This window comes from uncultured Devosia sp., assembly GCF_913055165.1.
In the GTDB taxonomy this organism is placed as follows: Bacteria; Pseudomonadota; Alphaproteobacteria; order Rhizobiales; family Devosiaceae; genus Devosia.
This window is the reverse complement of record NZ_CAJXJS010000041.1, coordinates 14,196-34,120: the sequence shown is the minus strand read 5'-3', so window position 1 is coordinate 34,120 and position 19,925 is coordinate 14,196. Positions and strand designations below refer to the sequence as shown.

The 19,925-nt window shown below is 62.8% G+C and carries 24 protein-coding genes; 11 read left to right on the top strand and 13 right to left on the bottom strand.

Going from position 1 to position 19,925, the window contains the following annotated elements; translation table 11 throughout:
• Positions 1-190 precede the first annotated feature (190 nt).
• A complete protein-coding gene (locus tag QZ564_RS13360) occupies positions 191-853 on the bottom strand; it encodes a TlpA disulfide reductase family protein (RefSeq protein ID WP_297110713.1) in 663 nt (220 codons plus the stop codon).
• Positions 854-875: 22 nt separating this feature from the next.
• Here QZ564_RS13360 and argH point away from each other — a divergent pair, with 22 nt between their 5' ends.
• The 3 genes from argH to lysA are packed head-to-tail and all read left to right on the top strand — an operon-like array spanning position 876 to position 4,414.
• On the top strand, positions 876-2,324 hold the full coding sequence (argH, locus tag QZ564_RS13355) for an argininosuccinate lyase (protein WP_297110716.1): 1,449 nt from the start codon (positions 876-878) through the stop codon (positions 2,322-2,324).
• Positions 2,325-2,374: 50 nt separating this feature from the next.
• Positions 2,375-3,094: a gamma-glutamylcyclotransferase gene (locus tag QZ564_RS13350; RefSeq protein ID WP_297110711.1), complete on the top strand. Its 720-nt coding sequence runs from the start codon at positions 2,375-2,377 to the stop codon at positions 3,092-3,094.
• 60 nt (positions 3,095-3,154) lie between these two features.
• Positions 3,155-4,414: a diaminopimelate decarboxylase gene (gene lysA, locus QZ564_RS13345; protein ID WP_297110708.1), complete on the top strand. Its 1,260-nt coding sequence runs from the start codon at positions 3,155-3,157 to the stop codon at positions 4,412-4,414.
• Between the two features lie 3 nt (positions 4,415-4,417).
• Here the strand turns inward: lysA and QZ564_RS13340 are convergent, their stop codons facing one another.
• On the bottom strand, positions 4,418-4,828 hold the full coding sequence (locus tag QZ564_RS13340; RefSeq protein ID WP_297110705.1) for a response regulator: 411 nt from the start codon (positions 4,826-4,828) through the stop codon (positions 4,418-4,420).
• A gap of 111 nt (positions 4,829-4,939) precedes the next feature.
• Entirely contained in the window at positions 4,940-5,935 is a 996-nt protein-coding gene (locus tag QZ564_RS13335) for a zinc-ribbon domain-containing protein (RefSeq protein WP_297110702.1), read from the bottom strand.
• A 211-nt stretch (positions 5,936-6,146) separates the two neighbouring features.
• Between QZ564_RS13335 and ftsE the strand changes: the two genes are divergently transcribed.
• From ftsE to QZ564_RS13315, 4 genes are all read left to right on the top strand, one after another.
• Complete coding sequence (gene ftsE, locus QZ564_RS13330; protein ID WP_297110699.1) at positions 6,147-6,809, top strand: cell division ATP-binding protein FtsE; 663 nt, start codon at positions 6,147-6,149, stop codon at positions 6,807-6,809.
• Positions 6,802-7,731 (top strand): ABC transporter permease, encoded by a 930-nt coding sequence (locus QZ564_RS13325; protein ID WP_297110696.1) that lies wholly within the window; start codon positions 6,802-6,804, stop codon positions 7,729-7,731. Before ftsE ends, QZ564_RS13325 begins: the two co-directional genes overlap by 8 nt.
• A 68-nt stretch (positions 7,732-7,799) precedes the next feature.
• Positions 7,800-8,612 carry a lysophospholipid acyltransferase family protein gene (locus tag QZ564_RS13320; RefSeq protein ID WP_297110693.1) on the top strand — a complete coding sequence of 271 codons (813 nt, stop codon included), beginning with the start codon at positions 7,800-7,802 and terminating at the stop codon, positions 8,610-8,612.
• A gap of 169 nt (positions 8,613-8,781) precedes the next feature.
• Positions 8,782-9,072 carry a hypothetical protein gene (locus QZ564_RS13315; RefSeq protein WP_297110690.1) on the top strand — a complete coding sequence of 97 codons (291 nt, stop codon included), beginning with the start codon at positions 8,782-8,784 and terminating at the stop codon, positions 9,070-9,072.
• On the opposite strand, the gene QZ564_RS13310 is transcribed toward QZ564_RS13315, so the two are convergent.
• A complete protein-coding gene (locus tag QZ564_RS13310) occupies positions 9,060-9,638 on the bottom strand; it encodes a gamma-glutamylcyclotransferase (RefSeq protein WP_297110688.1) in 579 nt (192 codons plus the stop codon). The genes QZ564_RS13315 and QZ564_RS13310 overlap by 13 nt on opposite strands.
• A 151-nt stretch (positions 9,639-9,789) precedes the next feature.
• Here QZ564_RS13310 and QZ564_RS13305 point away from each other — a divergent pair, with 151 nt between their 5' ends.
• The gene (locus QZ564_RS13305; RefSeq protein ID WP_297110685.1) at positions 9,790-10,761 is read left to right on the top strand and encodes a DUF2125 domain-containing protein; all 972 of its coding nucleotides are present in this window, start codon (positions 9,790-9,792) and stop codon (positions 10,759-10,761) included.
• On the opposite strand, the gene QZ564_RS13300 is transcribed toward QZ564_RS13305, so the two are convergent.
• From QZ564_RS13300 to QZ564_RS13290, 3 genes are all read right to left on the bottom strand, one after another.
• Positions 10,758-11,729, bottom strand: a complete 972-nt coding sequence (locus QZ564_RS13300; protein WP_297110682.1) for a prephenate/arogenate dehydrogenase family protein — start codon at positions 11,727-11,729, stop codon at positions 10,758-10,760. The two genes, QZ564_RS13305 and QZ564_RS13300, sit on opposite strands and share 4 nt — an antisense overlap.
• On the bottom strand, positions 11,726-12,820 hold the full coding sequence (gene hisC / locus QZ564_RS13295) for a histidinol-phosphate transaminase (protein ID WP_297110678.1): 1,095 nt from the start codon (positions 12,818-12,820) through the stop codon (positions 11,726-11,728). Before hisC ends, QZ564_RS13300 begins: the two co-directional genes overlap by 4 nt.
• A gap of 563 nt (positions 12,821-13,383) precedes the next feature.
• The gene (locus QZ564_RS13290; protein WP_297110674.1) at positions 13,384-14,115 is read right to left on the bottom strand and encodes a methyltransferase domain-containing protein; all 732 of its coding nucleotides are present in this window, start codon (positions 14,113-14,115) and stop codon (positions 13,384-13,386) included.
• 101 nt (positions 14,116-14,216) lie between these two features.
• Between QZ564_RS13290 and gloB the strand changes: the two genes are divergently transcribed.
• Positions 14,217-14,984, top strand: a complete 768-nt coding sequence (gene gloB, locus QZ564_RS13285) for a hydroxyacylglutathione hydrolase (RefSeq protein WP_297110671.1) — start codon at positions 14,217-14,219, stop codon at positions 14,982-14,984.
• A gap of 190 nt (positions 14,985-15,174) precedes the next feature.
• Entirely contained in the window at positions 15,175-15,447 is a 273-nt protein-coding gene (locus QZ564_RS13280; protein WP_297110668.1) for a hypothetical protein, read from the top strand.
• Positions 15,448-15,452: 5 nt separating this feature from the next.
• Here the strand turns inward: QZ564_RS13280 and QZ564_RS13275 are convergent, their stop codons facing one another.
• Positions 15,453-15,905: a hypothetical protein gene (locus QZ564_RS13275; protein WP_297110666.1), complete on the bottom strand. Its 453-nt coding sequence runs from the start codon at positions 15,903-15,905 to the stop codon at positions 15,453-15,455.
• Positions 15,906-16,088: 183 nt separating this feature from the next.
• Here QZ564_RS13275 and QZ564_RS13270 point away from each other — a divergent pair, with 183 nt between their 5' ends.
• On the top strand, positions 16,089-16,571 hold the full coding sequence (locus QZ564_RS13270) for a VOC family protein (protein ID WP_297110663.1): 483 nt from the start codon (positions 16,089-16,091) through the stop codon (positions 16,569-16,571).
• Between the two features lie 36 nt (positions 16,572-16,607).
• Here QZ564_RS13270 and fumC read toward each other — a convergent pair whose 3' ends face one another.
• The 5 genes from fumC to QZ564_RS13245 form a co-directional block, all read right to left on the bottom strand.
• Positions 16,608-18,008: a class II fumarate hydratase gene (fumC, locus tag QZ564_RS13265; RefSeq protein WP_297110660.1), complete on the bottom strand. Its 1,401-nt coding sequence runs from the start codon at positions 18,006-18,008 to the stop codon at positions 16,608-16,610.
• A gap of 125 nt (positions 18,009-18,133) precedes the next feature.
• Positions 18,134-18,313: a 50S ribosomal protein L32 gene (gene rpmF, locus QZ564_RS13260; RefSeq protein ID WP_220304966.1), complete on the bottom strand. Its 180-nt coding sequence runs from the start codon at positions 18,311-18,313 to the stop codon at positions 18,134-18,136.
• A gap of 121 nt (positions 18,314-18,434) precedes the next feature.
• Entirely contained in the window at positions 18,435-18,830 is a 396-nt protein-coding gene (locus QZ564_RS13255; protein ID WP_297110654.1) for a type II toxin-antitoxin system VapC family toxin, read from the bottom strand.
• The gene (locus QZ564_RS13250; RefSeq protein WP_297110652.1) at positions 18,830-19,069 is read right to left on the bottom strand and encodes a type II toxin-antitoxin system VapB family antitoxin; all 240 of its coding nucleotides are present in this window, start codon (positions 19,067-19,069) and stop codon (positions 18,830-18,832) included. Before QZ564_RS13250 ends, QZ564_RS13255 begins: the two co-directional genes overlap by 1 nt.
• Before the next feature lie 58 nt (positions 19,070-19,127).
• Positions 19,128-19,838 carry a transglycosylase domain-containing protein gene (locus QZ564_RS13245; protein WP_297110650.1) on the bottom strand — a complete coding sequence of 237 codons (711 nt, stop codon included), beginning with the start codon at positions 19,836-19,838 and terminating at the stop codon, positions 19,128-19,130.
• Positions 19,839-19,925 lie beyond the last annotated feature (87 nt).

Here is a 19,925-nt window from a genome sequence, read left to right as displayed (position 1 = left end):
GCAACAACCCGCAAGGGGGCCGCTCGATGCGTGCGTCCGAAATCCTGTTCGTGGGAAGCGGCTTTCGCCTCTTCTTTTACTTACTAGGGGCGAAAGCCGCTTCTCACCGTGCAACCGCGAGGCCAATAGGCCGGTGCGGCGTCGAGTCATGCCCAAGAGCAGGCGCGGCCAACATATGGGAGGGGCCGTGTTACCCGCGCAAGCCGATCAAAGCTTCAACCACCGCCTTGCCGTCTTCGCTGTGCCACTCGGCCGGTCCCTGCAGCACCGCCAGCTCGCAACCTTCCGGATCGAGCAGCAGCGTTGCCGGCAAGCCGATGGCCACTGCCTCGCGCTTCAGGCGTTCGAAGGCGGCGAAGGTGTTGTCGGCATAAAGCGGCAGGTTCTGGAACTGACCTTCGTCAAGAAAGGCCTGCGCCTTCTCAAGCCCGCTTTCTCCGATGTCGAGATTGATCGGCAGCACCATGAACTTGTCCGAATTATACGCGGTTGCAATGGCGTCCAGCGCCGGCATTTCCTCGCGGCAGGGCACACACCAACTCGCCCAGAAATTGACCAGCAGCGCCTTGCCGGCAAAATCGGCAACGCTCATCTCAACCCCGGCGGCATCCCTGAACGCCATATCGGCATAGCCGCGCCCATCGCCCGTGCCATTGAGCGCCGCCAATTCTCCCACCGCTGCCGCATCGATGATCTGCGCCTGCGCCTGCTGCACCGGGCATTCATTGGCAGTGCCGGCATTGCCCAGCACCAGCCATGCCGCTATAGACCCAGCAACAATAACGACCCCTGCTGCCACGGGCATGGCCCAGGCGAGAATGGATCGGGGTCCTTTCGAGCGGGTAGTTTCCATGGTGTCTCCGTCGGACAAGGCTCTGAGCAACAAGATGTGGGGCGGCCGCTTTGCCGAGGCGCCCGATGCCATCATGGAGGAGATCAATGCCTCCATCGGCTTTGACCAGCGCCTCTTCCGCCAGGATATTGCCGGATCAAAGGCCCACGCCACAATGCTTGCCGCAACGGGCATTCTGACGCAGGCCGACCGCGATGCCATCCTCGCCGGTCTAGATGAGGTTCTCGCCGAAATCGAGAGCGGCCAGTTCAAATTCTCGCGGGCGCTCGAAGACATCCATATGAATGTCGAAAGCCGTTTGCGCGAGAAGATCGGCGACGCCGCGGGACGCCTGCACACCGCCCGCTCCCGCAATGACCAGGTCGCCACCGATTTCCGCCTCTATGTCCGCGATACCATTGACACTCTGGTCGGCCAGATCAAAGGCCTGCAGGTGGCGTTGGTGACCCGTGCGGAAGAGGAAGCCGAAACCATCCTGCCCGGCTTTACCCATCTCCAGAACGCCCAGCCCGTGACCTTTGGCCATCATCTGCTCGCCTATGTCGAAATGCTCGGCCGCGATGCCGGGCGGTTGGTCGATGCCCGCACCCGCCTTAATGAAAACCCGCTGGGTTCGGCGGCTCTCGCCGGCACCCCCTATCCGATCGATCGCGACATGACGGCACAGGCGCTGGGTTTCGACCGCCCCACCGCCAATTCGCTCGACGCCGTCTCGGATCGCGATTTCATCCTCGAAACGCTCGCGGCAGCGTCCATCTGCGCCATGCATTTGAGCCGCTTTGCCGAGGAAATGGTGATCTGGTCTTCGGCCCAGTTCGGCTTCATTAAGCTCTCTGACAAGTTCACCACCGGCTCCTCGATCATGCCGCAAAAGCGCAATCCGGACGCTGCCGAACTGGTGCGCGCCAAAATCGGGCGCATCCTTGGCGCCCTCAATTCGCTGCTCGTGGTGATGAAGGGCCTGCCGCTCGCCTATTCCAAGGATATGCAGGAGGACAAGGAAGTCGCCTTCGACGCGCTCGACGCCCTCTCGCTCTCGCTGGCCGCCATGACCGGCATGGTTTCGGACATGCAGCCAGTGCGCGAGCGCATGCATGCTTCGGCCTCGGCCGGCTTCTCCACCGCGACCGATGTTGCCGACTGGCTGGTGCGCGAGCTCAACATCCCGTTCCGCGATGCCCATCACATCACCGGCCAGATCGTTTCCATGGCCGAACAGAAGGGCTGCGGCCTTGAAGGTCTGACCATCGAGGATTTCAAGCTGATCGATCATCGCATCGACAGCCGCATCCATAAGGTGCTCACCGTCGAAGCCTCTGTCGCCGCGCGCGCTTCCTATGGCGGCACGGCACCAGCCAATGTGCTGGCACAGGCCGCCCGCTGGAAGACCGCGCTGACGGGCCAAACCCATGAGCCGCGTCCGCTCAAGACGAAAAAGCATGGCGGCCATGGCGACGGCGGTATTGATTAATCCTGCCGCCGCAATAGCCTTGTGGCGCCAGAAGTGATTTGGACGCCAGAATGTCTACGACACCGCGGCAGATGCGCCTCACCGCGCGCCATGTCGCCTACCTCCAGCCGGCCGAAACCGTCGAGGCCCTGCCCCCGCCACCGGACGGCATGCGCGAAGCCACGCTCGCGGACCACGCGGCCACCATTGAGACCCTGTTCGATGGCCCTGACCATCATGACGAGACCTGGGTCTTCGCCTATGGCTCGCTGATCTGGAAGCCGGCCTGCGACTATGTCGAGATGCGCACCGGCCTGCTGCATGGCTGGCACCGTGCCTTTTGCCTGGGCTGGAACACCCGCTTCCGCGGCAGCGAGGACAATCCCGGCCTGATGCTGGCGCTCGATCGTGGCGGCGCCTGCAAGGGCGCCCTCTATCGCCTGCCGCCTGATCGGCGGGACGAATGCCTCATCAAGCTGTTCGAACGCGAAATGGGTTGGATGCCCACCGCCTTCCCGCCCCGTTGGGTTCGGGTGCGCGCCGGCGAACGCATTGTGCGGGCGCTGACCTTCTGCATCGACCGCAATTCGGGCCGCTATGTTTCCGGACTTTCCGACGACCAAATCGCCGACGTGCTGGCCCGTGCCACCGGCACGCGTGGCTCCATGGCCGAATATCTGCATGCCACGGTCGATCATCTCGAGCAGATGGGCATCCACGATCCCCATCTTTGGCGCCTGCAGCATCTGGTCGCCGAACGCATCGAAGCCGCTTATGAGGCGGATCGATAAGACTGGCTTTTGTTTTGCGCGCGTCCAGTTTAGGGAAGGGCCGCAACCAGCGGGGCAACAATGGTCCACCACTTCAATTCGCGTGATGGCGTGCTTTTCGCCGAAGACGTCAACATCAACGATCTGGCGGACAAGGTCGGCACGCCCTTCTACGTCTATTCCAGCGCCACCCTGCGCCGCCACGTTCGTGTGGTCCGTGAAGCCTTCGAGGGTATCCCGACGCTGATCGCCTATGCCATGAAGGCCAATTCCAACCAGGCTGTGCTCAAGCTGATGGCCTCGGAAGGTTGCGGCGCCGACGTGGTGTCGCTGGGGGAACTGGAACGCGTCCTGGCCGCGGGCATCGCCCCGGACAAGATCGTTTTCTCCGGCGTCGCCAAGACGGTCGCGGAAATGCGCCGCGGCCTTGAGGTCGGCATCAAGTGCTTCAATGTCGAAAGCGAACCCGAACTGGAACGGCTATCCATGGTCGCCGCCGATATGGAGCTGACCGCCAAGGTTTCGGTACGCATCAACCCCGATGTCGACGCGCGCACCCATGCCAAGATCTCGACCGGCAAGTCCGAGAACAAGTTCGGCATTTCCTACAAGCGCGCCCGCGAGGTCTATCAGCGCATCGCCGCACTGCCCAATATCCGGGCGGTCGGCGTGGACATGCATATCGGCAGCCAGATCACCGATCTCGAGCCCTTCGGCAATGCCTTCGGCCTGATGGCCGAACTGGTGGCCGACCTGCGAGCCGACGGGCATCACATCGAGCACATCGATGTCGGCGGTGGGCTGGGCATTCCCTATAATCACGACCAGGAGGCTCCGCCGCATCCCGAGGCCTATGCCGCGGTCGTCCGGGACAAGGTCGGGCAATTGGGCTGTTCCTTGGTGATCGAGCCCGGGCGCCTGCTGGTGGGCAATGCCGGTATCCTTGTTACGCGGGTCGAATATGTGAAGAAGGGCGACAAGGACTTTGTCATCGTCGATGCAGCCATGAACGACCTGCTGCGTCCCACGCTCTACGAGGCGCACCACGATATCCAGCCCGTGAACCCTTCCAACCTGCCCCCGATCACTGGCGATATTGTCGGCCCGGTCTGTGAGACGGGCGACTACCTGGCCAGGGGCCGCACCATTCCCGGCGTCGAGGAAGGCGATCTATTGGCGGTGATGAGCGCCGGCGCCTATGGCGCCGTAATGGCCTCGACCTACAACTCCCGGCCGCTCATCCCCGAGGTGCTGGTCGATGGTACCCGCTGGCACGTCATCCGCCCGCGCAGATCACTCGACGAGTTGATTGCCCTGGACAGCGTTCCGGACTGGGTGTGAGCGCTATGGGATCTGCGATTGCCGCGCCAGCGAAACCACTTCGACCGGTTTCCCGGCCAGCGCGTCGTCCACTTTGGCCAGAAGGTCGGCCAGCGTGAACGGCTTGGCGATGACGTCATAAATCAGCGCCTCCAGCCCATGGGCGCGTTCGCGCTGGTCTGCAAACCCCGTCATCATCAGAATGGTTACGTCCGGATAAGCCGCCCCAACCTGCAAGGCCAAAGCAATGCCATCCATCACCGGCATCTTGATATCGGTCAGCAGCAGGTCGAAGCGCCCGGCTTCGGCATCCATGGTTTCTGCCGCAAGACCACCATCATCTTCCGCCACCACCTCGTGACCCTTCATGGTCAGGGCGCTGACGACAAAGGCGCGGACTGACGGATCGTCTTCGGCAACCAGAATTCGGGCCATGGACTTTCTCCTAAGCGATAGTTGCAGACAGGAAGGCCTGCCGCGCCGCCTCACAGGCGCAATAAGCTGACATGGAAAGCAATGATTGGTTTTCCACAGACGTTCCCGATCCTAGTGGTGCGCCGCGGCCGGTGGCGGCTCTGCAGCGGGAGTGTGATCCGACGCGGCCGGGGCATGATCCCCCGTTGGCGGGTGAGTCGGAGCCGCTGGCGTGGTATGTTCAACGGGCGCGCCTGCCTGGGGGACAGGCGCCGCATGTGTCGGTGCACCAGAACCCGGCGCAGCCCCGCGCTCGGGCGTTGCGCCGCGATTGGCGAAACTCAGCTTTACCCGCTCTGCCTCGCTGGGGGGCAGTGACAGGCGTGTGTCGAACGTGGCCCGTTCCCCCGTCATCAGGTCACGCACCCGCGGGGCGACGCTCCATTCATAGACCGCATGCCCACTGGCATCGAGCAGGCTGACCACCACCGGCGGCACCGGCACCGGCCGGGGTGACCGTCCGATGATCTGCGCAGAAACTGTCAGCACATCATTGCCGCCAGACAGGCTTTTGAGTGTCTCCAGACCGTCAAACTCGAGCCCCACTACATTGACGCCCAGACCAACCGCCTCATAGAGGCCCGCAAGGTCCGGATAGCGCTCAACGATCGGGACACGCCAGTAATAACCGCTGCCCAAGAGGCTTGCCAGGATCAGCACGCCCGAGATGCGTGCGGCGCGGCGCAGACGGGCCATGGGCAGTCGAGAGACGATTGCATGTTGACGACGGGAGAATTCAGCCTGCCGCTTCTTGAGCGCAGCCGCATCAACTCCTGGGGGCGCCAGAGGCGCCTCTGGAGCGGTGGCAACCCGGCCTCGTGCAGTCGATACCGCGCCCTCTTCGGCCCGCATCGCCTCGTCCAGCGCATCCTCGGCAATGGCCTCGAACAGCTTGTCATCTTCCGTCGTGACACCGCCCTTGGACTTGCTCTCGGATTGTGTCGCGATAACCGCGTCCTGTGTCCAGGCCTGATGACAATGCGCGCACTGTACCTTGCGCCCTGCCGAGCCGATCGCCTCGTAGGTCACCTGATACTTGGTCTGACAATGCGGGCAGGTGATGATCATCAGACGGCGCGCGGGCTCCCGGAATGGTCTGCCGACCCTATCCCCGCCGGGTTAAGACTCCTCAAACCGGCCAAGCACCAAATTTGTGCCGCTTTCCCCCGGCCAATGGCTCGGCCATGCCGCGGGCGAAGGCCCGCGCTGCTATGATGGCGCAAAGCTGATTCGCTTTTGTGCCGCCGATTTCAACCGGACGAGCTGGGAGCACCCGTTCTTGATCGAGTTTTCCGATGTGGGCCTGCGCTACGGCAATGGTCCCGAAATACTCAAAGACCTGACCTTTTCCATCGAGCCTGGCTCGTTCCACTTCCTGACCGGCCCCTCCGGCGCCGGCAAGACCAGCCTGTTGCGCTTGCTGCTGCTGTCGACCAAGCCCAGCCGGGGCAAGGTGACCATGTTCGGCGAGGATGTGGGCAATCTCGATCAGGACAGTCTCCTGCAGATGCGACGCCATATCGGCATTGTCTTCCAGGAATTCCGCCTGCTCGACCATCTGACCACCTTCGAAAATGTCGCCCTGCCGCTGCGCGTGCTGGGCCAGCCGGAGAGCGAATACCGGCCCAATGTCATTGAGCTGCTCGAATGGGTCGGGCTGGGTGAGCGCATGCACGCCCTGCCAACCCTGCTCTCGGGGGGTGAGAAACAGCGCGCCGCCATTGCCCGCGCCGTCATCGCCCGGCCCAAGGTGCTGCTGGCCGACGAGCCCACCGGCAATGTGGACCCGGATCTTTCAAGCCGGTTGGTACACCTGTTTGCCGAACTCAATCGCACGCTTGGAATGACGATTATCCTGGCCACACATGAATTGCCGCTCCTCGACCGCTTTGCCTATCCCCGAATGGTGCTGAACAAGGGGGAGCTGACCATCCATGATTAGGCAATTGCTCACCCTGGTGCCCCGGCGCGGCGGTGGCGCCCCCATCGTGCCGGAAAAGAGCGTGGCTGGACGGACACTGCTTCTGCTCGTGACCATCATGGCCTTCCTCTCGGCGGTAACGCTGGGCGGGGTAATTCTGGTGCAGAAATCGGCCATTGCCTGGTCGGCTGATGTGGGGCGGGAACTGACCATCCAGATTCGCCCCATGGAGGGCGAGGTGATGGACTCCAATCTGCGGACTGCCGTATCGCTCGCCCAATCAACGCCGGGCGTCGCCAATGCGCGAGCCCTGACCATCGAGGAAAGCCAGGCCCTGCTCGAACCCTGGCTCGGGGCCGGCCTTGACCTTTCCGCCATTGCCATCCCCCGCCTGGTGGTTGTTCAATTGTCCGATCCCGCAGAGGCCGATATCGAGCAATTGCAGCGCAATTTGTCGGCCATCAAGGGCGCCAGCCTCGACACCCACGCTGCCTGGCGGCAACAGCTCAACACCATGGCCGGAACGGTCGTGCTCTCGGGACTTCTGGTGCTGGGCCTCATCGGCGTCGCCACGGTTCTGGCCATTATCTTTGCCACCCGTGGCGCCATGGCGACAAACCGCGAAATCGTCGATGTGCTGCATTTCATCGGCGCCTCCAACAAGTTCATTGCTGGCGAATTCCAGGGGCGGTTTCTCTCCATTGGCCTGCAGGGCGGATTTCTGGGAGCGCTGCTGGCGATCCTGTTCTTCCTGCTCATTGGCACGGCTGCTGGCAGCGTGCTGCCCAGCGAGGCCACCGCCCAGGTTGGCGCTTTGTTCGGTCAGTTCCTGCTGGGCTGGGAAGGCATGGCCTTCATCCTGGCCGTGGTGCCGGTGATCGCCGTGCTGACCGCCATCACCTCCCGCACCACGGTACGCCGCTATCTGAGCGAGGCTTCCTGAACCGGCAGCCTCGCCAAGCGTTCCACATCAAGCTATGACGGGGCGGAGCCGGGGGAGGCAAAGCAGGCATGTCGATCAGAGCCGCGATTCAGGCGATCCGCACCATTTTGTTCTACCTGGTCTTTATCGGCCAGACGGCCATCCTCGCCATCATTGCCGGGTCCATTGGCATCCTCTTCGGGCGCACCCGCTTCGGCTGGGCCATTGCCCGCTACTGGTGCTGGTCCAACGTGATATTCCTGCGTGCCCTGACCGGCATGGGCACCGATGTCGAGGGCAGCGAGAACATACCGCCTGGTGGTTGCATCATTGCTTCCAAGCACCAGTCGGACTGGGATATCTTCGCTATCTTTCCGCACACCGGGCGCCCGGCCTATATCGCCAAGAAGGAGTTGATGCGCATCCCCTTCTTCGGTTGGGCCGCCCATTCGCTCGACTGTATCGAGATCGACCGGCAGAAGGGCGCGCAGGCCATTCCCGAAATGATCAGCCAGGCCAGGGACGCCATCGCGCGCGGCTGCCGCATCGTCATCTACCCCGAAGGCACGCGCAGGGCGGTGCTGGCGCCGGCCGAGTACCGCCAGGGTATCGTGCGCCTCTATACCGAGCTTGGGGTGCCCGTGGTGCCGGTGGTGCTCAATTCCGGCCTTTTCTGGGGACGCAACAGCCTGGTGATCTGGCCCGGCACGGCAAAGGCCCGCTTCCTTCCACCGATTGAGCCTGGTCTGGCGCCCGAATTGTTCCGCGCCCGGCTGCATGATGTCATTGAAGCCGAATCGACACGACTGACGCTTGAGGCCATCGACGAGGGGATCGGTAGGCCGCCCGACGCCAGCCTGCAGGCACGCGCAGACGCCCTCCGCGCCGCGCCCAAACACTAGATGTTGACCAAAAAGGCGAACCAGACCATAGATGTAGTGCGAACAATTCAGGCAGCTTGACGATCAATCAAGTTTGTTCTAATTTTGTTCTTCTTCTGGGGACGCAGGGGATGGTCACGTGATGCTCACAGCGAATGCACAGAGAGCAATTGGACGCCGGGCAGGTCAGATGCGCTGGCAGGGCCGCTCGGGCCGCCAATATGCGCTCGACCAGAAAAGCCTTGAGCACTTTGCCATGGAAGATACCTGCCTCTATCTGATTGCCAAGGGCAGCCATGTGCTGTGGGTTGGCTCGACCCAGGACCTGGTTGCCGATCCGATGAGCCGCACCCGCTTCCGCCTGGCGCTCGACTGCGCGACCGACGTCTATAGCCTGCCAGCTCCGGAACACCGCCTGGCGATGATTTCCGACCTGGAACAGGCCGCACCGGCATCCGAAGCGGTGGCTCAGGCGGCCTGACCCTCACCGGGCTGATCCTCTGCCTGCAACTGCCGGGCCAGCTGCGTCAAGGCGCGATCGGTGATCCCCAGCTGGGTCAGATGCGCGGCCGTATTGAGCACATAGTCCACATTGCGCCCCGAAATACCCACCCCGGCCCGGATCATGGCCAATTGCTGCTCGACGCTCAATGGCCCGGCAAATTGTTCGTGCGTCTCGTCGACCACATAGGTCAGGGCGCTGACCCTGCGCCCGTCGGCCAGCGTCACCGGCCGCCAGACATCACGATAGACCGCCGTGACCAGTTCCCGTGCATCGAGATAGGCGCGGACCTCCGTCCAGGCGCTGGCCGATACTTCAAAAGCCATGCCCCGACATGAGCCGCCGCGCGTCAAACCGAAGACCAGACCCGGCACATCCCGCGTGCCGCGATGGTGATGGGAGATGATCGAGAGGGACCGGTGCGCGCCGCGCAGCAGGCCCAATTGCGCGCCGAGAAACGAGAAGCCAGGATTCCAGATCAGCGATCCATAGCCAAAAACCCAATGCGTCTTCCCGGACGCCTCGAAATCGCGTTCATTCGCCATAGCGCAACCACTTTCCCCATTAGGCTAGCGACCCCGAACGCGCCGGGCAAGGACATCCTAAGCCCGCCGAACCACGCGGGGATATGTGGCGTCTGGCGAGGACGATGCAAACCCGCTTCTGACAATCGGGCAGCAAGGATATGAAGGGGCCATGAAAAAGCGAATCATCATCCTGGGCGGACTTATACTGCTCGTCGTGCTGGGCTGGACTGGCGCCTGGTTCTTCATCGCGGGTCAACTGCGCCAGCAGATCGAGCTGCAGGCGCTGGCCGATGGCGAGACGGCGCCACAGCTTGTTTGTGGCGAGCTGGCAATCGGCGGTTTCCCCTTCCGTTTCGATGTCGAATGCAGCACGGCATCGCTCGTGTCGGGCGATCTGCTGGTCGAAATTCCCTATATGCGCGCCAGCGCCATGGTCTATCGGCCCAACCATTTGCTCGGTGCCGTGACCGGACCGGTGATGCTTTCGGACGCTTTCACCGGCATGCGCCACCAGCTCAACTGGACCGAGACCGAGGCCAGCCTCCGGATCGAGGACTGGCGCATCGCCAGGCTATCGATCGTCGCCGACGACATCGCCTGGACGGACACGCTCTTCGGCGACACGCTGATCGCCTCGGCCGATCATATCGAGGCGCATCTGCTCGACATGCCCGAGCAGCACGATGCCGAAGCCGGGCGCGCCGCCCTGGCCGGTTATCTGCGCGCCGAAGCGCTCTCCGCCCCCGGCATCGACCTAACCGGCGCCAATGCCGAAATCGAGCTGGAAGCAACCGCCCTGCCAGATGATATCCGCAATTGGGGTGCAGCGCCCATTCTACCCGACTGGCAGCAGGCCGGGGGTAAGTTGCGCATTGTGGCCATCCGCGCCAATGATGGCAGTGCCGATCTCAACGCTTCCGGCGAGCTTGCGCTCGATTCAGAGGGTTTTCCCACTGGCTCGATCAGTATCGATTCCCTGGGCGTTGCCGAACGCATCGGGCCTTATCTCGAGGAACCCTGGCGCACCCTGGTGCTGGGCGTGCCAAGCGAAGACGGGCGGCACAGTAACCAGCTCAATTTTGCCGGCGGCGGCCTGTCGTCAGGCCTGGTGCCCATCGCGGCGCTGGCGCCATTGTTCTAGGCGTCGTCCCCGCCGCCGTGGTCGCGCACCGGCGCCGGTTCGGGTATCGGCGGTTGCTCATGCGGGCGGCCGAAATCGGGCGCCGCGGAATCCTGACCCGCATCGATGATCGAGCGGCGGATGGCCCGGGTGCGGGTAAACAGCGCTTCGAGCGCCGGTCCATCGCCCATGCGAACCGCCCGCTGCAGCACGGACAGATCTTCGAGGAACCGGCCCAGCATTTCGAGTACCGCATCCCGGTTGGTCAGGAAGACGTCGCGCCACATCACCGGGTCGGAGGCGGCGATGCGGGTAAAGTCGCGGAAACCGCCGGCCGAGAACTTGATCACTTCCGATTTGGTGACGGTTTCCAGTTCATCGGCCGTGCCCACGATATTGTAGGCAATCAGATGCGGGATATGGCTGGTGATCGCCAGCACCATGTCGTGGTGGGCCGCATCCATGCATTCCACCATCGAACCCATGGCCCGCCAGAAGGCGACCAGCCGGTCGGTATCGGCCTGGGCCACGCCCTCGGTGGGCGTCAGGACGCACCAGCGGCCGGCAAAAAGTTCGGCAAAGCCGGCCGAAGGCCCGGAATGCTCGGTACCGGCAATGGGGTGGCCGGGAATGAAGCTGACGCCCGGCGGCACATGCTGTCCCACCTGCCGGACGACATGTTCCTTGACCGAGCCCACATCGGACAGGATAGCGCCCTTTTCCAGATGCGGTCCGATTGCCGCCGCCAGGGCACCATAGGCGCCGACCGGCGCGCAAAGGATGACAAGATCCGCCCCGCGCACCGCCTCGGCGGCATCAAGGGTGTAGATGTCGCCCAGACCCAGCTCGCGCGCCTCGTCCAGCGTTTCCTGCCGGCGGGTGGCGATGGAAATGACCTCGACCAGTCCCTGCCGCCGCGCTGCCAGCGCGATGGAAGAGCCGATCAGACCGATCCCGATAAGGGCCAGCTTCTTGAAATGCACGCTCATGGGGTCTCGTCCATGGATTTGAGCACCTCGGCGACGCCAAGCATGGCGGCCTCTGAGCCGATGGAAATGCGCAGGGCCTGTGGAATACCGTAGGAGGCCCCGATTTCGCGTACGATGTAGCCGGCCTCGGCCAGAGTCTCGAAGGCCCGGGACGCCGTTTCGGCGCTGTCGAACAAGACCATGACAAAATTGGCCTGGCTGGGCACGACGCGCATGCGGTTGCCTTGCAGCTCGGCCGTCAGCCAGTTACGCCACTTGGCATTGTGCGCCTTGAGCTTTTCGTTGAAGTCCAGATCGCGCGCCGCGGCGGCCCCGGCCATTTGGGCCGGGAGATTGACATTGAACGGCCCGCGGATGCGGTTGATGGCATCCACGATGTGATCGGGCCCGACCATCCAGCCGATCCGGGCTGCGGCCAGCCCCATCTTGGAGAAGGTGCGCACCATGACGACATTGTCGGCCTCGCGCACCAGATCCAGCCCGACGGAGAAATCCGGGGCGGTCACATACTCGGCATAGGCATTGTCGATGACCAGAAGGACGTCGGACCGGAGACCGGCATGCAGTCTCCGTACCTCGGCGTCCGACAGATAGGTACCGGTCGGATTGTTCGGGTTGGCCAGCCAGACGACCTTGGTTTGCGCGGTGACGGCAGCCAATAGCTTGTCGACATCGGCGGTGTAGTCGGTTTCATCCACCAGGACTATGTTGGCGCCGGCTGCTTTGGTGATGATCGGATAGACCGAAAAGCCGAACCGGTTCATCACCGCCTCGTCGCCTTCGCCCAGATAGGTCTGGGCGAGCAGATGCAGCAAGTCATCCGAACCATTGCCACAAACGATGCTGGCTGGATCGACGCCGTGGACGTCGCCCAACGCTTCGCGCAGCAGGCGCGAAGAGCCCTCGGGATAGATTTCGAGCCGATCCGCCGCTGCGGCAAAGGCGGCCACCGCCTTGGGGCTCGCACCAAGCGGGGATTCATTGGCCGAGAGCTTGATCGCCTGGCTGCCCGGCTTGCCGGACTTGCCCGGCAGATAGGGCGCGATATCGAGAATGCCGGGTTGCGGCGTGGGACGCTTTGTATCGGACATCACAAGGTTTCTAGCTGGCGGGAAAAGCCGGGCGGACCATAGTGAAACCTGACATCAAAGGCAAAGCCTCTCTGCGCGCGCCAAGCCGGATCGCCGCCCGGCCTGTTGACCTCGCGGTTATGAAAATAAGAGCGGAGTCCCGAGACGGCGATCGTCCCTGAAACTAAAAAACTGAGACGAAAGCCGCCTCGGGAACGCCGGGATTTCTCGATAGGGGATAACTTGGCGAGCTGTCCGGCACGAGCACCCCCAGGGCACCCGCTTTCAGCTGCCGATCAAAAGACCGACAGCAGGCGCGAACTCTCACCCGCCGACCCCCAGACCATGACGGCACGCGACTGCCCCATGCCCGGCTTTCCCTCCCGCCACTGGTCGCTGCAGGCCGCCCTATCGCGAGAGGAATGAGGGCATTATGTGGGAGGTTTTGGCACCGGGGATAAAAATCGTGGCGCGGGCGCGGTGAGGGCCAGAGACCGGCGCAGCGGGCTCGCGGAATTGCAGGGCATCGCTCATCCAGGACCGCCCCTTGCCGTGGTCGAGGCGGCTTGCAGGCACCGCAATCATCACCCGCTTCGGGCCGTCGCCGTGCTCAGGCCCGGCATCCTGACATAACGCTCCGCGCGCTTGCGGCGTGGCACCGCCGGGAAGGCCTCCTTGCGGGCGCGGATACAAATGACCCCGCTCATGGCCGGTCCAAGCAGGCGTCCCGCCCGCTCGAAGAAGCGCGGATACTTGACCACCAGCCGCGACTGGAATGGCGGCAGGAACAGGGCATCGCGCCACGCCTCGGGCACGAAGCTGTGGTCGCGCAACAGCTTGTCGAGCTGCCCGCCCGAATAGGGATTGCCCTGGCCGAACGGCGTATTGTCGCGCTGCGCCCAGATGCCCCTGCGGCGCGGCACCACCAGCAGCAAGTGCCCATTGGGGGCGGTGACGCGCCAGAGCTCGCGCATCAGCTCCTCGGCATCGGCGACATGCTCGAGCGCGTGGATGGCAATGGTCAGATCAATGGCCGCATCGGTGAGCGGCATTTCCAGGGGGTCGCACAGCACGGTGCGCGACGGTCCCTCGCGTGGCCAGGCAGAAGCCCCCTGCCGCGCTGGCATGAAGGCCAGTACCCGCTCGGCAGGCTCCAGTGTGAAGCGCAGATAAGGTGTGGCAAAGCCCAGGCCGAGGACGCGACGTCCCTTGAGATCGCCGGCCAATTCCATCACCTGCTCGCGCACAAGGGCGCGGGACAGGCGCCCGAGAGGAGATTTGTAAAAACCAATAAGGCGGGTGACGTCGCTGGTCATGAGCGGACAGTGCCAAAGGCCCGTGAACTTGTCCAATCCGAGGTTGTCATTGTCTGGTGCGCTCCCTAGCTTGCAGGCAAATCGAGAAAAGGAGATGACCGATGGGCCTGATCGTGGATGTGTTTTCCGCCCGCAGCGACAATTTCGGCTATCTGGTGCATGATGAGGCCACAGGACGCACAGCTGCCATTGATGCCCCTGAGGCCGCCGCCATTCGCGAGGCGCTGGTTCAGCGTGGCTGGACGCTGACCGATATCTTCATCACCCACCACCATGTCGACCATGTCGAAGCCATCCCCGAACTCAAGGCCGCCTTCGGTGCCCGTGTCGTTGGCCCTCGCGAAGAGGCCGACAAGATCGAAGGGCTGGATGAACTGGTGGGCGACGGTGATGTCATCACCCTGGGCGAAACCAGCTTCGAGGTGATGGCGACCCCCGGCCACACGTTAGGGCATGTGGTGTTTTACGATCGTGCCGGCGGGCATCTGTTCTCGGCCGATGCGCTGTTCTCCCTGGGCGTGGGGCGCATGTTCGAGGGCACGCCGGGCCCCATGTGGGCGGGGCTGAAACGCCTGCGCGACCTTCCCGACGAGACACTGGTCTATTGCGGGCACGAATATACGCAGTCCAACGCTAGGTTCGCCCTCTCCATCGACCCGGACAATGCGGCGCTCAAGGCCCGCGCGGCCGAGGTGGACAGCTTGCGCGCCGCCGGTCGGCCGACCATTCCGTTCAATCTGGGCGCGGACAAAAAGGCCAATCCCTTCCTGCGCGCCGATGCCCCGGAACTGGCGAGGCATTATGGCCTTGAAGGCGCAGACCCGGCCGATGTCTTTGCTGCCATCCGCAAGGGCAAGGACAATTTCTGACGCCTGACCCTTGTCAAACCACCAGCAAGGCCGCTCAGCACGAGCGGCCTTTTTCGTGCAATTGCCTGTGAACCGATCACGTTTGCGGATCGAAATTCGTTAACAGACTGTTACCATCTGGCATGGCGCTTGCTGCTTAAGGAGTAGAGCGCCGTGAGTTCTGTGCCATTCCGGCACAGGACGGCCCGAAATGGTACAGTCGATGGCCGAACTGACACAGAGCGACACAGTCTCCTCCGGCCTGCCGGTGGCGCAGGCCCCGTCCGGCCCGCGTCCCTCGCTGGCGCGCAGCACCCCTACTGCCGCCTTTGTCAGCCAGCTCATTGCGGCCCGTGCGCATATGCCGGCCCAAAGAACCCGTCGCATCGGCACGCCGGAAGGCGCCGTGGGGGCCTATGGGCAGACGGCCCGCCTCACCCAGCGGCGCATGCCGCAAGGCTATCGCAAGACCGTTCTCGCCTGAGGCTCTCAGTTCATCGAGACATCGCGGCTGGCCGAGGTGATCGAGACGGTGAAACCGGCCACCACGTCGATCAGGCTCATGACCATGAGCAGGAAGAAGACTGAGCTGGAGGCCGCGCCCACCAGCAGGAACTCCACCAGATAGACAACGAAAACCACCATGGAGAGCATATGCTCGATGATGGAGGAACGCGCCGTATTGGTGGATTTGAGCACCTCGAAAAACAGGAGCAAGATGCCCACCACAAGCAGGAAATCGCCCGCAGTGATGGCCCAGGGCATGCCCGAAGGCATGGGGATGGAAAATAGCCCCGCGCCCCAATTGACCGGATTGCCGCCGAAGAACAGGAAGACCACCAGATTGTAGAGCACGAAGGGCACCACCAGCAGCGGGATGATGAAACCATTGCTGCGCGGGCGCGGCGCATGCGGGGTGGGCATCATGACGGTCTCGGTCATTATCAGGCCTCCGGATCAATGCCGGCCACCATGCCAGAGGTTTTTTGCGGGCGGAAGCAGTCGATCCGCGAAAACAATGATGCGATGGCTGTTTAAATCCCGGATGCTGAACCGTCGCAGCAATGACGGCCGCGCACAGGCGGCAGACAATTCGGGGCCGTTCCGGCCCGAGAGGAGGAACCCATGCCCAATGCCAAGAACACGATCTGCATCTGGTACGATAGTGAAGCCGAAGAGGCCGCCAATTTCTATGCCGCGACCTTCCCTGACACCCGGGTGATCGGTGTGCATCGCGCGCCCAGCGACAATCCCTCCACCAAGGCGGGCGCCGTGCTGACCGTGGACTTCACCGTCATGGGCATTCCCTGCATCGGGCTCAATGGCGGCCCGCACTTCAAGCACACCGAAGCCTTTTCCATGCAGGTGGCCACCGCGGACCAGGCAGAAACCGACCGCTACTGGAACGCCATTGTCGGCAATGGCGGCGAGGAAAGCATGTGCGGCTGGTGCAAGGACAAGTGGGGCATCTCCTGGCAGATCACCCCGCGGGTGCTGTCCGAGGCCATGCAGGCCGGCGGCGAGGCTGGCAAACGGGCCTTTGAGGCCATGATGGAGATGAGAAAGATCGACGTGGCGAAAATCGAGGCGGCGATCAGGGGCGAATAAGCAAAAGGCCCGCACCGAGGTGCGGGCCTTCTTGATCTACTTCTTCAGCTTGAGCGGCCCGACCATCTGTTCGGGCTTCACTTCGGCGTCGAATTCTTCCGCCGTCAGCAGGCCCAGATTGATGGCCTCTTCCTTGAGGGTCGTGCCGTTCTTGTGGGCGGTCTTGGCGATCTTGGCGGCGTTGTCGTAGCCAATCCTGCGGTTGAGCGCGGTCACCAGCATCAGCGACTGGTCGACCAGCTGCTTGATGCGCTTGTGGTCGGGTTCGATGCCCACGGCGCAATTGTCGTTGAACGACTTGGCGGCGTCGGCCAGCAGGCGCACCGACTGCAGGAAATTGTAGGCGATGACGGGCTTGAAGACATTGAGCTCGAAATTGCCCTGGCTGGCGGCGAAACCGATGGCGGCGTCATTGCCCATGACCTGGGCCACGACCATGGTCATGGCTTCGGACTGGGTGGGGTTGACCTTGCCCGGCATGATGGACGAGCCCGGCTCATTTTCCGGAATGGTGATTTCCCCGAGGCCCGAACGCGGGCCGGAGGCCAGCCAGCGCACGTCATTGGCGATCTTCATGAAGGCCACGGCGAGTTGCTTCAGCGCACCCGACGAACCGACAAAGGCATCATGCCCGGCCAAGAGGGCGAACTTGTTGGGGCCAGTGACGAAATCGCGCCCGGTCAGTTTGGCGATCTCGGCCGCCACAGTCACGGCGTAATCCGGATGGGCATTGAGCCCCGTGCCGACGGCCGTACCGCCCAGCGCCAGTTCCTTGAGTTGCGGCATGGTCGCCTTGATTGCGGCCAGGGCATAGTCGATCTGCGCCACCCAGCCCGAGATTTCCTGGCCCAGGGTCAAGGGCGTCGCATCCTGCAAATGCGTGCGGCCGATCTTGACCACATCCATGAATTCTTCGGACTTGGCAGCCAGCGTGCTGCGCAACAGTTCGACGCGCTCATAGAGATAGCCCTCGACCGCCTCGACCGCCGCAATATGCATGGCGGTGGGATAGGTGTCGTTGGAACTCTGGCTCATATTGACGTGGTCATTGGGGTGCACGGGCTTCTTGGAGCCCATGGTACCGCCGGCCATTTCGATGGCGCGGTTGGAGATCACCTCGTTGACATTCATGTTGGACTGGGTGCCTGAACCGGTCTGCCAGACCACCAGCGGGAAGTGATCGCTGAGCTTGCCCGAAATTACTTCATCGGCGGCAGCGACAACGAGGTCGCGCGTGGCTTCATCCATCAGCCCGAGCTTGTGATTGGCCAGCGCCGCGGCTTTTTTCAGGACACCGAAGGCGGTGACGATCTCGGTGGGCATCTTCTCCCCGCCGATATCGAAATTCTGGAGGCTTCTTGCGGTCTGCGCGCCGTAATATTTGTCATTCGGCACCTCGATCTGGCCCATGGTGTCCGATTCAACGCGCATGCTCATGATTGCCCTCAGCTCCGGTTTGGCCGCTTCTGGCGGCGGCGGGAAAAACAAAACGGCCGACCCTTTTTGGGGGCCGGCCGTCGAGATATCAGAAAAAGCGCATCAGCGCCCGCTCGCCTTTCGGCTTACTTCTTTGCCGCGAGAATCTGGCGACCGCGATACATGCCGGTCTTGAGATCCACGTGGTGCGGACGGCGCAGCTCGCCCGAATCCTTGTCTTCGACATAGGTCGGGTTGGCAATCGCGTCGGCCGAGCGACGGAAACCGCGCTTCATCGGCGAGGTCTTGCGTTTTGGCACTGCCATGGTCGGTACTCCGAATTCAAATTCATTGTGCCGCCGAAAGCGGCCCAGAGAGGTCTCTCTGTCAGGATTGGTGGGGTCTATAGAGGAGAAAGCGCGGCTTGGCTAGTACCTTTTGATCCACCTACGCCGCCACAATATCGGTGTGGATGAAGTCATTGCCTTTGAACAACAACGGGACGCCATGCACGCGCGCGCAGGCATAGGCGAAACAGTCCCCCATATTGAGGTCGGCCTTGTGGCGTCCCTTTCCGAAACGCTCGAAGGCGACCATTGCGGCGCGTCCTATGCCTTCGGAAATGCTGACGATTTCGGCACCGATCTCGGCAAGGAATTGGTCAACCAGGTCCTGCGCCTCGCCCACTGAACACGCGCGTTTCCGCGCCAGGCCTGCGACCGTTTCATAGACGGCAATAGGTGACATCAACGCCTTGTCCGCTCGCTCGAGCTTGGCAGTAAGAGCTGCACTGTCTTCTTCTCCACTCAAAATGGAAATGGCCGCAGATGCGTCGACGAACACTACTCCTCTCCGGACAGGGCGTCGAAGAAGGCCTTATCCGCCTCTTCGCCAGACGGGGGATAGGCTTGGTAGCGCGCAACCAAAGGCTTGAGCCGCTCGGCAAGTGGAACCACCTTGCGCTGCCGCTCCAATTCGGCCTCAACTGCACGGCGGATCGTGTCGGTTAGACTTAGCCCCGTCATGCGTGCCAGCTTTCGCACCGCAGCATCGGTCGTTTCATCGCGCACATAAAAGGACATGTATATACTCCAATACAAAAGAGTATATACGATCAGCCCCACCAGGCGTCAAGAATCGTTAAAGCGCCAGCCGTCCATTCTGTCCGACGCAGGCCGCGCGTTCACCATATTGGCGGGCCCGGTTTTCGACGATCCCGGCCACGCGCACCAGGCCCGCGCTCGGGCGGGCGGGGTTGCGGACAATCGGATTGGGTAGGGTCACCGCGAGCAGGCTCGCCGTCCGCCAATCGAGGTTCTGCGGTTCGCGGCCAAACGCCCGTTGCGCGCCGGCCGCCACCCCGAATTCGCCCTCCGGTCCCCATTCGGCGATGTTGAGATAGATTTCCATGATCCGGCGCTTGGGCAGCACCAGGTCGACATAGGCCGCCAGGGGCACTTCGAGCGCCTTGCGGATGACACTTTGACCGTTCCACAGGAAGAGATTGCGCGCCACCTGCATGGTCAATGTCGAAGCGCCGCGTGCCTCTTCGCCTGCCAGATAGTTTTCGACCTCGGCGCGCAGGGCCGCGACATCAATGCCCCAATGGCGGCAAAACTGCCCATCCTCGGAGAGGATCACCGACGCCTTCAACCGATCGGAAATATCGTCGATATCGCGCCATTCCCGCGTGACACTCTGGCCGGTGAGCATGCGGGTGAGCATGGGCACCGACACAGGCTGGACCACCAGATAAAGCGGCGTCAGCACCAGGGGGACGGCGACCAGCATGGCAAGGATGCCGAGCGGAATGCGGAGATAGTGCCAGAGAGTTTTCTTGCGCCGAGGCATGCTGGCTGTGTACCGATATCCCCGCTGCAGGCCAATACCCTCACCCTTGATCCACCTCCCCTCAAATCTCTCCTCGGGAGAGATTTG